General features: G+C 71.3%; 14 protein-coding genes and 1 pseudogene. 6 read left to right on the top strand and 9 right to left on the bottom strand.

What is annotated here, in order from left to right; genetic code table 11:
* Positions 1-239, bottom strand: a 239-nt coding sequence (locus AC01Y6_RS04750) for a transposase family protein (protein WP_476670481.1), incomplete at its 3' end; no start/stop codon positions are given.
* 36 nt (positions 240-275) lie between these two features.
* Here AC01Y6_RS04750 and AC01Y6_RS04745 point away from each other — a divergent pair.
* A pseudogene (locus AC01Y6_RS04745) lies at positions 276-890 on the top strand (ParB/RepB/Spo0J family partition protein); the annotation flags it as partial.
* Here AC01Y6_RS04745 and AC01Y6_RS04740 read toward each other — a convergent pair.
* Genes AC01Y6_RS04740 through AC01Y6_RS04730 form a run of 3 tightly spaced genes read right to left on the bottom strand, consistent with a single transcriptional unit; the run spans position 878 to position 3,806 of the window.
* The gene (locus AC01Y6_RS04740) at positions 878-2,914 is read right to left on the bottom strand and encodes a ComEC/Rec2 family competence protein (protein ID WP_476670479.1); all 2,037 of its coding nucleotides are present in this window, start codon (positions 2,912-2,914) and stop codon (positions 878-880) included. The pseudogene AC01Y6_RS04745 and the gene AC01Y6_RS04740 overlap by 13 nt on opposite strands.
* Positions 2,911-3,219: a ComEA family DNA-binding protein gene (locus tag AC01Y6_RS04735; RefSeq protein WP_476670478.1), complete on the bottom strand. Its 309-nt coding sequence runs from the start codon at positions 3,217-3,219 to the stop codon at positions 2,911-2,913. The genes AC01Y6_RS04740 and AC01Y6_RS04735 overlap by 4 nt, the downstream gene beginning before the upstream one ends.
* A complete protein-coding gene (locus tag AC01Y6_RS04730; RefSeq protein WP_476670477.1) occupies positions 3,192-3,806 on the bottom strand; it encodes a YcxB family protein in 615 nt (204 codons plus the stop codon). Before AC01Y6_RS04730 ends, AC01Y6_RS04735 begins: the two co-directional genes overlap by 28 nt.
* A gap of 23 nt (positions 3,807-3,829) precedes the next feature.
* Between AC01Y6_RS04730 and AC01Y6_RS04725 the strand changes: the two genes are divergently transcribed.
* The 5 genes from AC01Y6_RS04725 (at position 3,830) to pfkA (ending at position 7,304) form a co-directional block, all read left to right on the top strand.
* Positions 3,830-4,459 carry a glycerophosphodiester phosphodiesterase gene (locus AC01Y6_RS04725; RefSeq protein ID WP_476670476.1) on the top strand — a complete coding sequence of 210 codons (630 nt, stop codon included), beginning with the start codon at positions 3,830-3,832 and terminating at the stop codon, positions 4,457-4,459.
* Positions 4,460-4,469: 10 nt separating this feature from the next.
* A complete protein-coding gene (locus AC01Y6_RS04720) occupies positions 4,470-4,997 on the top strand; it encodes an inorganic diphosphatase (protein ID WP_476670474.1) in 528 nt (175 codons plus the stop codon).
* A gap of 63 nt (positions 4,998-5,060) precedes the next feature.
* Positions 5,061-5,549 (top strand): TFIIB-type zinc ribbon-containing protein, encoded by a 489-nt coding sequence (locus AC01Y6_RS04715; RefSeq protein ID WP_476670472.1) that lies wholly within the window; start codon positions 5,061-5,063, stop codon positions 5,547-5,549.
* Position 5,550: 1 nt separating this feature from the next.
* Complete coding sequence (gene rsmI, locus AC01Y6_RS04710; protein WP_476670470.1) at positions 5,551-6,339, top strand: 16S rRNA (cytidine(1402)-2'-O)-methyltransferase; 789 nt, start codon at positions 5,551-5,553, stop codon at positions 6,337-6,339.
* The gene (gene pfkA, locus AC01Y6_RS04705) at positions 6,336-7,304 is read left to right on the top strand and encodes a 6-phosphofructokinase (RefSeq protein WP_476670468.1); all 969 of its coding nucleotides are present in this window, start codon (positions 6,336-6,338) and stop codon (positions 7,302-7,304) included. Before rsmI ends, pfkA begins: the two co-directional genes overlap by 4 nt.
* Here pfkA and AC01Y6_RS04700 read toward each other — a convergent pair.
* The 5 genes from AC01Y6_RS04700 to AC01Y6_RS04680 form a co-directional block, all read right to left on the bottom strand.
* Complete coding sequence (locus AC01Y6_RS04700; protein WP_476670467.1) at positions 7,281-7,742, bottom strand: hypothetical protein; 462 nt, start codon at positions 7,740-7,742, stop codon at positions 7,281-7,283. The genes pfkA and AC01Y6_RS04700 overlap by 24 nt on opposite strands.
* A 9-nt stretch (positions 7,743-7,751) precedes the next feature.
* Positions 7,752-10,091, bottom strand: a complete 2,340-nt coding sequence (gene pheT / locus AC01Y6_RS04695; RefSeq protein ID WP_476670466.1) for a phenylalanine--tRNA ligase subunit beta — start codon at positions 10,089-10,091, stop codon at positions 7,752-7,754.
* Positions 10,088-11,140, bottom strand: a complete 1,053-nt coding sequence (gene pheS, locus AC01Y6_RS04690) for a phenylalanine--tRNA ligase subunit alpha (protein ID WP_347241799.1) — start codon at positions 11,138-11,140, stop codon at positions 10,088-10,090. The genes pheT and pheS overlap by 4 nt, the downstream gene beginning before the upstream one ends.
* Positions 11,141-11,224: 84 nt before the next feature.
* Positions 11,225-11,884: a DUF5639 domain-containing protein gene (locus tag AC01Y6_RS04685; RefSeq protein WP_347241787.1), complete on the bottom strand. Its 660-nt coding sequence runs from the start codon at positions 11,882-11,884 to the stop codon at positions 11,225-11,227.
* A 9-nt stretch (positions 11,885-11,893) separates the two neighbouring features.
* Positions 11,894-12,943: an MFS transporter gene (locus tag AC01Y6_RS04680; RefSeq protein ID WP_347241786.1), complete on the bottom strand. Its 1,050-nt coding sequence runs from the start codon at positions 12,941-12,943 to the stop codon at positions 11,894-11,896.
* Positions 12,944-12,950 lie beyond the last annotated feature (7 nt).

Below are 12,950 nucleotides of genomic sequence, written 5' to 3'. Positions count from 1 at the left end.
AGCTTCTTTGGGTCCAGGCGGTGCAGGAGGAGGGTGAGGATGGTGTGGCCCGGGGGCTTGCGCAGGCCGAGGTGGGGTAGAAGATGGGGGTTGGCGCGGGCGAAGCGTTCCACGCCCCTCAGGGAGTCCACGCGGGAAAGAAAAGCCACCAGGATGAGGGCCAGGAGGCCCCACAGGGGGTACTGCCGGTTCTGGGCCCGGGGGTCGGGGATCTGGGACAGGGCTTCGCGCAGGGTCATGCCCCTTCTTTACCCCAGGAGACGCATATCGGTCAAGTCTGTCCTAAGGGGGAGGGGTTTGAGCTGGTGGCCGGGGAAAGGCGCTTCCGGGCGGCCCAGATGGCGGGCCTTTCCGAGGTTCCCGCCGTGGTGCGGGACCTCACCGACCAGGAGACCTTGGAGCTGGCCCTGGTGGAAAACCTCCAGCGGGAGGACCTGTCCCCGGTGGAGGAGGCCCGGGGGTACCAGGCCCTTTTGGCCATGGGCCTCACCCAGGAGGAGGTGGCCAAGAGGGTGGGCAAGGCCCGCTCCACCGTGGCCAATGCCTTGAGGCTCCTCCAGCTTCCTGAGGAGGTCCTCGAGGCCCTGGAAAGGGGCGAGATCACCGCGGGCCACGCCCGGGCCCTCCTCATGCTGGAACCCCAGGACCGGCTTTGGGGGTTCAGGGAGATCCTGGCTAAGGGGCTTTCCGTGCGGCAGGCGGAGGCCCTCAGGGAGCGCCTCAGCCGGGAGGGGAGGCCCAAGGAGGCCTCCCCCCTCTCCCTGGAGCTTTCCCGGCACCTGGGCCTGCCGGTGCGGGTGGCGGGGGGAAGGCGGGGCCGGGTGGTCATCCACTACCGCTCCCTGGAGGAGCTGGAGGGCCTCCTGCGGCGCCTCGGCTACCAGGCGTAGCCGAAGAGGACCCGCACCGCCCCCATGCGGTCCGTGCGGGCGACCTGGACGCCGCGGGCCTGAAGGCGCTCCAGCACCTCGGGGTGGGGGTGGCCGAAGGGGTTCCCGCCTACCCCGAGGAGGGCCACCCGGGGACGGGCCCTGTCCAGCAAGGCCTCGGAGGTGCCAGTCCGGGACCCGTGGTGGCTCACCTTTAGGACCTCCACGGGGCCTACCGGTAGGGCCCTTTCCACCTCCTCGGGCACGTCGGCAAGGAGCAGCGCCCGGGCCTTGCCGAAATCCAGGAGGAGGACCAGGCCGTCTTTGTTGTCGTCCCCGCTAAGGGCTTTGGGCCAGAGCACCTTGAGCTTACCCCGTCCCAGGGCGAGGGCCGTGCCCGCCCCCGGGAAGCGCAGGGGGATGTCCCTGTTCCTTAGGGCCTGGACCAAGGGGTGGTCTTGGGGAAAGGCCGGGGAGAGGAGGGCGAGGCCCACGGGGACCTCCTCCACCACCCGGAGGAGCCCCCCGTAGTGGTCCGCGTCGGGGTGGGTGGCCACCAGAACCTCTAAGGCCTCTACCCCGAGGGCGCGGAGGGCCCGCACCACCACCTCTCCCTTCTCCGGCCTACCCCCGTCCACCAGGACCTCCGCCCCGCCCATCCGGGCGAGGAGGGCGTCCCCGTGGCCTACGTCCAGGAGGAAGAGGTCCAGGGGCTTGGGCCAGGCGGCGAGGAGGGCCACGAGGGCGGGAAGGGAGGCCAGGAGGAGGGCCCGCCGCCAGGGGAGGAGGCGGTGGAGGGCGAGGAGGAGAGGGAGGAGGCCCAGGCAGTAGAGGGCGAAGCCTTCGGGGGAGATGCCTCCCCAGCGGAGGAGGGGGCCCGATGCCGCCATCTCGGTCAGGGCCAGGAGGGCGCGGGCCAGGGGCTCCACCAGGGGGGCGAGGAGGGGCCCGAGGAGGAGCTTGAGAAAGCCCAGGGGCACCAGGAGGGCCACCAGGGGGAGGGCCAGGAGGTTGGTGAGGGGGGAGAGGAGGGGCAGGAAGCCGAAGTGGTGGAGGAGGAGGGGGAGGAGGAAGGCCTGGGCGGCGAGGCCCGCCGCCAGGCTTCCCAGGAGGTAGCCCCGGGCCCCGGGGGGAAGCCTGAGGGCCGGGAGGACCAGGGCCAGGCCCAGCACCGCCAGGTAGGAGAGCTGGAGGCCAAGACCGAGGAGGGCCTCGGGCAGGAGGAGGAGCTGGAGGAAGAGGGCCACCCCCAGGGCCTGGAGCACCCCGGCCCCCCCAAGCCCCAGGAAGAGGCCGAGGAGGGACAGGCCCGCCATGAGGCTCGCCCGCACCAGGGAAGGGCTCGGCCCGGCCAGGTAGAGGTAGAGGGGGAGGAGGGCCAGGGCCGCGAGGTAGCGGAAGCGCCCCAGGGGGAAGAGGGCCAGGACCAGGCTTCCCGCCAGGACCCCCACGTTCTGCCCCGAGGCCGCCAGGAGATGGGCGAGGCCCGCCCGCTGGAAGAGGGGGTAGAGGGCCTCGAGGCCCCCCTTGTCCCCGAGGACCACCCCTTCCACCACCTCCTTGGCCGGGGGCGAGAGGCCCGCGGCGAGGCGGGCCCGCCAGGGGCCCCTGGGGTCAGGCAGGGGGGCCAGGGCCTCCGCCCGTTCCACGTGAAACACCCCCCGCACCCCCAGGGAGCGGAGCCAGGCCCGCTCGTCAAACCCCCCGGGGTTGCGCTTGGGCTCGGGCGGGGCCAGGTAGCCCTGGAGGCGGTACACCCCATCGGCCAGAGGGGGGAAGCTCTTTAAGCGCAGGCGGTGGCCCTCCCACTCCGTGAAGCCCTCCCGCACGGCGAAGTTCCCCTCCAGCCGGAGCCCGTAGGGGGGCTCTGGGAGGGGAAGGAGGAGGCCCCGGAGGAGGACCAGGGCGGCCCCGAGGGCCAGGGGAAGCCGGCCCCAAGGGAGGAGGGGAGGGGCAAGGAGGAGGGCCCAGGGCGCCTGGAGGCCCAGGGCCCCGAGAAGCCCCCCGAGGCCCAGGGCCACCCCGGGAGCGCGGAGGGCCCTCATGGCCTGATGTAGGGGCGGAGCCGCTCCAGGGTGGCCGGGCCGATGCCCTTCACCCGGAGGAGGTCCTCCACCTTGGCGTAGGGCCTGCCTTCCAGGATGCGCCGCGCCAGGGCGGGGCCGATGCCGGGCAGGGCCTCGAGCTCCTCGAGGCTCGCCTGGTTGAGGCTTATGGGTTGGGGAGTGGGGGGCGTGAAGGAGACCTCGGCCAGGGCCACCACCTCCACGGGGGCAGGCCTTGGAACTACCTTGGGCCAGAGGGCCAGGAGGCCGAGGAGGGCTACCGCGAGGAGGTAGCCAAGGACCACTCCGTCAAGGCCAGGCCCAGCCCCCCGAGGACCACCCCCGCCAGGGCCCAGGGATCGGCCCCGGGGTTCAGGGCGGCGAAGGCCACGGTGTAGCCCAGGGTGAGGAGGGCGAGGACCTTGAGGGGCAGGGCCAAAGGGTTCCGCCTCCTTGTGGCCCCTTCGGAGGGGGACTCCCTGGGGGGCTCGGGGGCGAGCTCCACCGAGTCCCGTTGGGGCCGGGCCTCCTCCTCCCAGGGAGAGGGAGGGGGGGAAGGCGGGGGTGGGGGGGGCGGCGCCTCCGGCCTTGCGGCGGTGCCCTTGCGGGCCCGGGCCACGTGGGGCTTTAGCCCCTCCAGGAAGGCCTTGAGCTCCTCGAGGGGAAAGGCCCTGAGGGGGATCTCCAGGCCCACCCCCTCCCCTTCCACCTTGAGGGCCTGGCCCTCCGCCCGGGCGATGCGGCGGATGCGGGCGAGCTCCACCTGCCGGACCCCGCCCTCGCCCACGAAGACCAGGTGACCCTCGGTGACCGCAAGCAGACCCCCAGGCCCCTCCAGGCGGGCGAGGACCCGCTCGCCGAGGCGGGAAAGAGCCTCTTCATACTTGCTCATGGCCCCATTGTATACTCCCTTCCATGCCCCTTCGCTTAGGCCACCGCGGGCTCGCCCAGGGGGTGCGGGAGAACACCCTGGAGGCCTTCAGGAAGGCCCTCGAGGCCGGCCTGGACGGGTTTGAGCTGGATGTCCACCTCACCCGAGACGGCGTGCTGGTGGTGCACCACGACTTCGCCCTGGAGGGCGTCCCCCTGGCCTCCCTCACCCTAAGGGAGCTTCCCGCCTACGTGCCCACCCTGGAGGCCGTCCTGAGGTCCTTTCCCCGGGCCTGGATCAACGTGGAGCTCAAAAGCCTTCCCCCCGAGACCGACGGCCGGGAAGAGGCCTTGGCCCGCCTCCTGGCCCGGTACCCCTCCCCGCAGGTGTGGGTGAGCTCCTTTGACCCCCTGGCCCTGGTACGCCTGGGGCGCCTCGGAGTGGGGCCTCTGGGCCTCCTCTACGAGAAGCCCGAGGCCCTGGCGCTCGCCCCTTGCCTCGGGGTGGCCTGGGTCCACCCCTGGGAGGCCCTTCTCACCGAAGGGGAGGTGCGAAGGCTCAAGGCCCGCTACCGGGTGCTGGCCTGGACGGTGAACGAGAGGGCCCGGGCCCAGGCCCTCACGGCCTGGGGGGTGGACGCCCTGGTCACGGACCGGGCGGAGGCCCTCGTATAATGGGAGGGCTATGGCCGACCTGAAGAGCCTTCCCGTGGGTGAGGGCGCCCCCGAGGTGGTCCACATGGTCATTGAGGTGCCCCGCGGCTCGGGGAACAAGTACGAGTACGACCCCGAGCTGGGGGCGATCAAGCTGGACCGGGTCCTGCCGGGAGCCCAGTTCTACCCGGGGGACTACGGCTTCATCCCCTCCACCCTGGCCGAGGACGGGGACCCGCTGGACGGCCTGGTCCTCTCCACCTACCCCCTCTTTCCCGGGGTGGTGGTGGAGGTGCGGGTGGTGGGCCTCCTCCTCATGGAGGACGAGAAGGGCGGGGACGCCAAGGTCATCGGGGTGGTGCACGAGGACCAGCGCCTGGACCACATCCAGGACATCGCCCACGTCCCCGAGGGGGTGAAGCAGGAGATCCAGCACTTCTTTGAGACCTACAAGGCCCTCGAGGCCAAGAAGGGGAAGTGGGTCAAGGTCACGGGCTGGCGCGGCCGGGAGGAGGCGCTGGCGGAGGTCCGGGCCGCCATGGCCCGCTACCGGGGCTAGAGGCCAAAGGGCGCTTTCTGGGCCGGGGGCGCCCCGGCCCCCTTAGAATCCAGGGGGGTGCGCATGGTCTGCCCGGTTTGCGGCGAGGCCCTGGAGCTAGAAGGGTACGAGGTGGGGGACCTCGTGGACTGCGAGGCCTGCGGGGCGGTCCTCCGCCTCCTCTCCGACGGCACCCTGGAGGTGGTGGAGGTGCCCGAGGGGGAGGAGCCCCTCTTTGGCCTCGAGGCCTACGGGGACGGGGAGGAGGTCGTGCTCCGCTTCTCCGACGGAACCCTGGAGGAGGAGGTGCGGGTGGCCAAGGCGGAACTCGCGGAGGCCCTGCGCCGCCTGGAGGAAGGGATGGGGGAGGAGCCCCCCGAGGAGGCCGAGGACGAGCCTAACTGGGAGCCCGACTACCTCACCGTGCACCTGGAAAGCGACCAGGGGCCTCTTGCCCTGCGGCGCATCTTCTTCCCTGGGGCCCCGGACCTCCTGGAGTTCACCCTGCCCTCCGGCTCCCTCTACGAGTTTCCCTTCCGCCAGGCTCTGAAAATGCTCAAGCCTCTCCTCTAGCGTGCGCTTGGTCCTGGTGCCCACCCCCATCGGCAACCTGGAGGACATCACCCTGAGGGCCCTCCGGGTCCTCCGCGAGGCCGAGGTGGTGGCCTGCGAGGACACCCGCCGCACCGGGCTCCTTCTCAAGCACTACGGCATCCCCACCCCTACCCTCCGCCTGGACCAGCACACGGTTCACCGGGCCCGGGAGCTCCTCGCCCCTTACGCTTACGTGGCCTACGCCACGGACGCCGGCACCCCCGGGATCTCCGACCCCGGGGCCGAGCTCGTGCGCCAGGCCTTAGAATGGGGTTGGCAGGTGGAAGCGCTTCCCGGCCCCACCGCCCTCATCCCCGCCCTGGTGGCCTCGGGCCTGCCCACCCACCGCTTCACCTTTGAGGGCTTCCTTCCCAAAGGGGGCAGGGAGCGGAAGGAGCGCCTGGAAGCCCTGGCCCGGGAGGGGAGGACCGCGGTGCTCTACGAGAGCCCCCACCGCTTGAGGAGAACCCTGGAGGACCTGGCCCAGGTCTACGGCCCAGGGCACCCCGTGGCCGTGGCCCGGGAGATCAGCAAGGTCCACGAGGAGGTCTTTCGGGGAAGCTTGCAGGAGGCCCTGGAGCGTTTTCTTGAGCCCAAGGGGGAGTTCGTGCTGGTTCTGGGACCCAAAGAGGCCCCGCCTCCGGAAGGGGCGGAGCTCTTGAGGCGGCTTCGCGCCCAGGGGCTTTCGGGAAAGGCCCTCTTCCGGGCCCTGGTGGCGGCGGGGGTGCCGCGGAACGAGGCCTACCGCCTTAGCGTGGAGGAGCCATGAAGCGAATCGGGGTATTTACCAGCGGGGGGGACGCCCCGGGCATGAACGCCGCCATCCGGGCGGTGGTGCGCCAGGCCTACGCCCTGGGAGTAGAGGTCATCGGCATCCGCCGGGGCTACGCCGGCATGATCCAGGGGGAGATGCTTCCCTTGGGGGTGCGGGACGTGGCCAACATCCTCCAGCGAGGGGGGACCATCCTCCTCACGGCGAGGAGCCAGGAGTTCCTCACCGAGGAGGGCCGGGCCAGGGCCGCCGAGAAGCTTAAGGCGGCGGGGATTGAGGGCCTGGTGGCCATCGGTGGGGACGGCACCTTCCGCGGGGCCATGCGCCTCATAGAGGAGTTCCGAATGCCGGTGGTGGGGGTTCCCGGCACCATAGACAACGACCTCTACGGCACCGACTACACCATCGGCTTTGACACGGCGGTGAACACCGCCTTGGAGGCCATTGACCGCATTCGGGACACCGCGGCGAGCCACGAGCGGGTCTTCTTCATTGAGGTCATGGGGCGCCGCTCGGGCTTCATCGCCCTGGACGTGGGGCTCGCCGGGGGGGCGGAGGTCATCGCCGTTCCCGAGGAGCCCGTGGACCCCAAGGCCATCGCCGAGGGGCTTTTGGAGTCCCAGAAGCGGGGGAAGTCCAGCTCCATCGTGGTGGTGGCCGAGGGCGCCTACCCCGGAGGGGCGGCGGGGCTTCTTTCCGCCATCCAGGAACACGTTCGGGTGGAGGCCCGGGTCACGGTGCTCGGGCACATCCAGCGGGGCGGAAGCCCCACGGCCAAGGACCGGATTCTGGCGAGCCGCCTGGGGGCGGCGGCGGTGGAGGCCCTGGCCGGGGGAACGAGCGGGGTCATGGTGGGGGAGGTGGAGGGGGAGGTGGAGCTCACTCCCCTCAAGGAGGCGGTGGAGCGCAGGAAGGACATCCGCCGGGAGCTCCTCGCCCTATCGCGGGTGCTGGCCCTCTAGGGCGAGGGCCCTTTTCAGCCAGGGGGTTTTCCAGGCCAGGCGAAAGGCCTCCCGGGCGAAGGGGCTCCCGCTTACCCCCTGGTAGATAGGGGTGGGGAGGTTCACCGAGGGGTAGCGCAGACTTCCCCCCACCGCTTCCCAGGGGAAGCCTGTCCAGAGGGCCAGGGCCAGGAAAAGCCCAAGGAGGGTGCCCCCGAGGAGGCCGAGGAGGGCCTCGAGGCCCCGGGGAAGGGGAGGAAGGGGGAGGCTCTTGGCGAGAAGGCCCGCGAGGAGGCCAAGCCCCAGGCCCCACCCGGCCCCGGAGAGCCCGAGCTGGGCCAGGAGGAGGTAGAGGAGAAGGCCCGCCCCGGCGAAGGCCAGGGGAAGACCGGCCCTAAGGCCCAGGGCCATCCCCAGGGCCAGGCTCAGGAGGGCGAGGAGGTCCACCCAGGTGAGCATGCCCTGAGTTTACCCCCTAAGGCCGAAGCCCCGGGTCCTTAGGGCGGCCACCACCCGCTCAAGGGTCTCCTCCACCTCCTCGTCGGTGAGGGTGCGCTCGGGGTGGCGGAAGCGGAGGTGGAAGGCGAGGCTTTTCTCCCCCTCCTTTAGGGGCGGGCCCTGGTACAGGTCAAAGAGCTCCAGGCTCTCCAGGTAGGGCCCGGCGGCCTCCCGGAGGAGGGCCTCCACCTCGCCGAAGGGGGTGGTCTCGGGGACCACCACCGCCAGGTCGCGGAAGGCCGGCGGGTAGCGGGAAGGGTCCCGGAAGCGGAAGGGGGCCTCCGGCAGGGGCAGGCGGAGCTCAAAAAGCCATACCGGGGGAAGCTCCAGAGCCCGGGCGATCTCCGGGTGGAGCTCCCCCAAAAAGCCCCGCTCCTCCCCCTCCACCCATACCCTCCCCGAGACCCCGGGGTGCAGGAAGGGGTAGGGGTGGGCCTCCACCCGGAAGGCGAGGCCCAGCCGGGCGAAGAGGGCCTCGAGGTACCCCTTGAGGAGGAAGTAGCCGGAAAGCCGCTCCTTGGCCCAGGGGAGGCCCACCCCCTCGCCGAAGAGGAGGCCCGCGAGGTGGGTCTCCTCCCGCTCCCGGAAGACCCGGCCCACCTCAAAGAGGAGGGCCCTCCCTGGCCGGTCCAGGTCCAGGTTCTCCTTCAGCACCCGGACCAGGCCGGGGAAGAGGTGGGTCCTTAAGGCGGCCTTTTCCGGGGCCAGGGGGTTGAGGAGGAGGAGGCGGGGGGGGTCCAGGCGGAAGCGGCGGGCGTCCTCGGGGTCCATGAAGCTGTAGGTGTAGACCTCCTGGAAGCCGAGCCCGGCGAGGACCTCGCGGAGGCGCCGCTCCCTTAGGTAGGGCCCCTCCACCCCCCGGTTGTCGGGGGCGGGGAAGAAGGCGGGAAGGGAAAGGGGAATGGTCTCGTACCCCTGGATGCGGGCCACCTCCTCCACCAGGTCCTCCTCGAGCCTTAGGTCCAGGCGGTGGCTCGGCGGGGTGACCCGGTAGGGGGGGCCTTCGCCTTCCACCCGGCACCCGAGCCGCTTGAGGATGGCGATCTGCTCGGCCTCGGGGTAGGACGTGCCCAGGAGGCGGTTGGCGTAGTCCGGGCGGAAGGGGATGGGCTTTGGGGGCTCGGGGCTTCCCGCCTCCAGGAGGGCCTCGGCCACCCGCGCCCCGGCCAGGGCCTGGAGGAGGCTTAGGGCCCGCCTTTGCGCCGGGACCTGGCCCAGGGGGTCCACCCCCCGCTCAAAGCGGTGGCTCGCCTCGGTGCGAAGGCCGTGGCGGCGGGCGGTCTTGCGGATGGCCACGGGGTCAAAGGAGGCCACCTCCAGGGCGATGGCCTCCGTGTCCTCCCTCACCTCGCTTTCCGCCCCGCCCATGACCCCGGCGAGGCCCAAGGGGAAGCTTTCCTCCCCCCGCCGCCCGGCGATGACCAGGTCCTCGGGGTGGAGGGCCCTTTCCACCCCGTCCAGGGTCTTGAGCCTCTCCCCCTCCCGGGCCCGGCGCACCAGGATTCCCTCGCCGATGAAGCGCAGGTCAAAGGCGTGCATGGGCTGGGCCCTTTCCAGCATCACGTAGTTGGTCACGTCCACCACGTTGCTGATGGGGCGCATCCCCGCGGCGAAGAGGGCCCGCTGCATCCAGAGGGGGCTTGGGGCCACCTTGAGGCCGAAGGCGTAGCCCAGGGTGAAGTGGGGGGCGCCCTCGGGGTCTTCCACCTCGAGGGCGAAGGGAAGGGGAACGGCCTCCGCCTTTAGGTTCACCTCCGGCTCCACCAGGGCGTACCCCAGGGCGTGGAGGTCCCGGGCGAGGCCCAAAAGGCCCAGGGCGTCCGGGCGGTTCGGGGTGACCTCGAGGTCCAGCACCACCTCCTCCGGCCAGGCCTCGGCCAGGGGGGCGCCGGGGGGGAGGGCGTCCTCGGGGAACTCCAGAAGCCCCCCGCCGTACTCCCCCACCCCGAGCTCCCTGGGGGAGAGGGCCATGCCGAAGGAGCGCACCCCCTGGATGACCCTCTCCCCCACCTTGAGGCCTTCAAGCTCCGTGCCGGGAAGGGCCAGGGCCACGCCGATCCCCTTCCGGGCGTTTTCCGCCCCCGAGACCACCTCCACCGCCTGGCCCGTGTCCAGGACCAGGCGCCTAAGCCGGGTGCCGGGGATGGGGTGGGCCTCCAGGACCCGGGCGAAGACCACGCCCTTCGGGATCCGGAAGACCCGCTCCATGCGGTCCGTCTCAAAGCCCAGGCCCGCCAGGCGCTCCTCGAGGACCTCGGGGCTTTCCAGCTCGGGCACGTAGGCTTTTAGCCAGGAGAAGGGCACCTTCATAGAACCCCCTTGAACTGCTCCAGGAACTTGAGCCGGCCCCCGAAGAAGTAGCGGATGTCGGGGACCCCGTAGCGGAGCATGGCGAGCCGCTCTACCCCAAGCCCGAAGGCGAAGCCCGTGACCCCTCGGTAGGCGGGGGGGAGGCCGAGGCGCTCCCGGTAGGCGTCCACCGCCTGGAAGACCTTGGGGTGGACCATCCCGGCCCCACCCAGCTCCAGCCACTTGCCGCCCTCGGGCCACCACACGGCGAACTGGGCCCCCGGCTCCACGAAGGGAAAGTAGACGGGCTGGAAGCGCACCTTGGAGTCGGGGCCGAAGAGGGCCTGGGCGAGCTCGTAGATCGCCCCCTTGAGGTGGGCCATGCTGATCCCCTCGCCCACCACCAGGCCCTCCAGCTGGTGGAAGACGGCCTCGTGGGTGGCGTCCGTCTCCTCGTAGCGGAAGACCCGGCCCGGGACCACGATGCGGAAGGGGGGGGTGTGGGCCACCATGTAGCGGACCTGCATGGGGGAGGTATGGGTCCTGAGGAGGAGCCGCCCCTCCGCCTCCTCCCCCAGGGGGCCTTCCAGCCTAAAGCCCTCCCCGGTGAGCCAGAAGGTGTCCCACATGTCCCGCGCCGGGTGGTGCTCGGGGATGTTCAGGGCGTCAAAGTTGAAGAACTCGCTCTCCACCTCGGGGCCCTCCACCGCCTGGTAGCCCAGGGCGCGGAAGATCTCCACGAGCTCCCCCTCCATGAGGGTGATGGGGTGGAGGCCTCCGGGGAAAAGGCGCGCCCCCGGCAGGGAGACGTCCAGGCGCTCGGCCTCCAGGGCCCGGCGCAGGGCCTCCTCCTCCAGGGCCCGCTCCCTGGCCTCGAGGGCCCTTTCCAGGGCCTCTTTGAGGGCGTTTAAGACCTGCCCCCGGGCCCTCCTTTCCTCCAGGGGCAGGGCGGCCAGGGCCTTCATCTCCTGGGTGAGGAGGCCCTTCTTGCCCAGGTAGCGGGCGCGGAGGGCTTTTAGGGCCTCGAGGTCCCGGGCTTCTTGGATCGCCTTTAGGGCTTCCCGTTCCAGCGCCTCCATCCCTTAAAGGATACCCCTTTGGCGCGAGCCCTTCGCCAAGACTTGGAACGGGCCCGTAGGCCTCATGGGGTGGCCCTAGAGGGCCTCCGCCAGGCGGAGGAAGGCCTCCGGGGGAGGCGGAGCCTCTCCCCCGTCCCTCCAGGGGAAGCGGGGGTCCCAAAGGGGCCCCTCCCCCACCCCCATCCCCGAGGGGAAGAGGGAGCGGAGGTCCAAAGGCCCCACCTCCTCCCCGGCGAAGGCCTCCCGGAAGCGGGCCACCTCCCGTTCGTGCCCGAAGTGGAAGGCGTAAAGCCACGCCTCCTCCCCTTCCCGCAGGGCGAAGAGGAAGCGGGGGAAAGGGGTGAGCCTGGGAAAGGACCCCTCCCAGGGGCGGCGGAGGAAGCTAGAGGCCCGCCCCGGCCGCAGGCGGAAGACCACCTCCAAGGCCTCCCCCAAAAGCCCAAAACTTCCCACGAAAGGGCGCACCAGGTCGTAGCCTTGGACGTTCTTCACCACCACCCCTCCCGCCCGCACCACCCGGCCCTTGGGGGTGCGGAAGGTGAGGCCCAGGACCTCCCCGGGGAAGAAAAAGGTCTGGGCGAAGCCGCCCCGGGCCACAAGCCCTCCCACCCCCCCCGGAAGCTCCACCGGCGGGAAGGGAGGGTAAAGCCCCGTGCCCCGCAGGGCCTCGTAGACCTCCAGGAGGCCCGCCTCCCCGGGGGCCACCAAGTACTGGTCAGCGGCGTGAACCTCCATGGGCCCATGCTACCGAAGGGGGGCGAGGAGGAGGGCGAGGAGGGCCAGGACCATCCCCACCCCCACGGCCAGGGCAAAGTTCCCCAGGAAGAAGGGGTAGAGGAGGCCGGCCAGGGTGCCCCCCAGGTAGAAGCTCGCCACGTAGGCGCCGCTCACCCCCGCTCCCTGCCGCCCGGCGGCCCCCGAGGCCAGGCTCTGGGCGGTGAACAAGGCGGCCATCAGGAGCACAAAGCCCAGGACCAAATAGGGGGGCTTCAGGAGGAGAAGGCCCATTCCCAAGAGCACCCCGAGGAAGGCCAGGCGGAAGGTGGCCACCGCCCCAAACCGCCTCGCCAGCACCCCCGAGAGGGCGCTTCCCGGGATGCCGAAGAGGTAGGCCAGATAGACGAGCCCCACCCCTCCTGGGCGGAAGCCCAGCTCCAGGAGGCGGTAGGGAAGGAGGTTGGCCAGGAAGAGGTTGAGGAAGAGGAGGACGCTTCCCACCAGGTAGAGGCGCCAGGCCCGAAGCTCGTACCGGGGTGTTCCCAGGGAGGGTAGCCCGCCCGGGGCCTTGAGGAGGAGAAGCCCCAGGCCCAGGGCGGGAAGGGAGAGGAGAAAAAGGGCCTCCCGCACCCCCAGGGCCTCGGCCAGAAGCCCGGCCAGCACCCGGCCCAACCCTCCGCCCAGGACGTTGCCCGCCATATAGACCCCGGCCATCTCCAGGGCCCTTTGGGGGAAGAGGAGGGGGATGAGGGCGATGGCCAGGGTGGGCACCAGGGCCGCCCCCACCCCCTGGAGGAGGCGGAAGAGGGTCCAAAAGAGGAGGCTTTGGCTTACGGCCCCCAAGACCCCCCCTAGCCCCACCAAAAGAAGCCCCCCGCCCAAGAGGATGCCGGGGGGAAGGGAAAGCCTGGGCACCCAGGGGGAGAGGAGGACGAGGAGGAGGAGGGGCAGGCCCATCCCGGGCCCCGCCGCCCCCGGGGAAGCTTGGAAGAGGCGTTCCAGGAGGGGAAGGAGGGGGACCACGGCGTAAAGGGCGCTGTAGAGGGCCACCCCCGAGAAGAGCACCGCCAGGCGCACGCCCTTA

The organism is Thermus sp. (genome assembly GCF_056332225.1).
The sequence above is the reverse complement of the archived record's forward strand: the minus strand, read 5'-3'. Positions and strand labels throughout refer to the sequence as shown.

What these genes read in the sequence shown, in the direction of transcription:
- AC01Y6_RS04740 (WP_476670479.1), bottom strand. Translation starts at nt 2,914, where the DNA reads ATGAGGGCCCTCCGCGCTCCCGGGGTGGCCCTGGGCCTCGGGGGGCTT.
- AC01Y6_RS04685 (WP_347241787.1), bottom strand. Translation starts at nt 11,884, where the DNA reads ATGGAGGTTCACGCCGCTGACCAGTACTTGGTGGCCCCCGGGGAGGCG.
- pfkA (WP_476670468.1), top strand. Translation starts at nt 6,336, where the DNA reads ATGAAGCGAATCGGGGTATTTACCAGCGGGGGGGACGCCCCGGGCATG.
- AC01Y6_RS04715 (WP_476670472.1), top strand. Translation starts at nt 5,061, where the DNA reads ATGGTCTGCCCGGTTTGCGGCGAGGCCCTGGAGCTAGAAGGGTACGAG.
- AC01Y6_RS04725 (WP_476670476.1), top strand. Translation starts at nt 3,830, where the DNA reads ATGCCCCTTCGCTTAGGCCACCGCGGGCTCGCCCAGGGGGTGCGGGAG.
- AC01Y6_RS04700 (WP_476670467.1), bottom strand. Translation starts at nt 7,742, where the DNA reads ATGCTCACCTGGGTGGACCTCCTCGCCCTCCTGAGCCTGGCCCTGGGG.
- AC01Y6_RS04730 (WP_476670477.1), bottom strand. Translation starts at nt 3,806, where the DNA reads ATGAGCAAGTATGAAGAGGCTCTTTCCCGCCTCGGCGAGCGGGTCCTC.
- pheT (WP_476670466.1), bottom strand. Translation starts at nt 10,091, where the DNA reads ATGAAGGTGCCCTTCTCCTGGCTAAAAGCCTACGTGCCCGAGCTGGAA.
- AC01Y6_RS04720 (WP_476670474.1), top strand. Translation starts at nt 4,470, where the DNA reads ATGGCCGACCTGAAGAGCCTTCCCGTGGGTGAGGGCGCCCCCGAGGTG.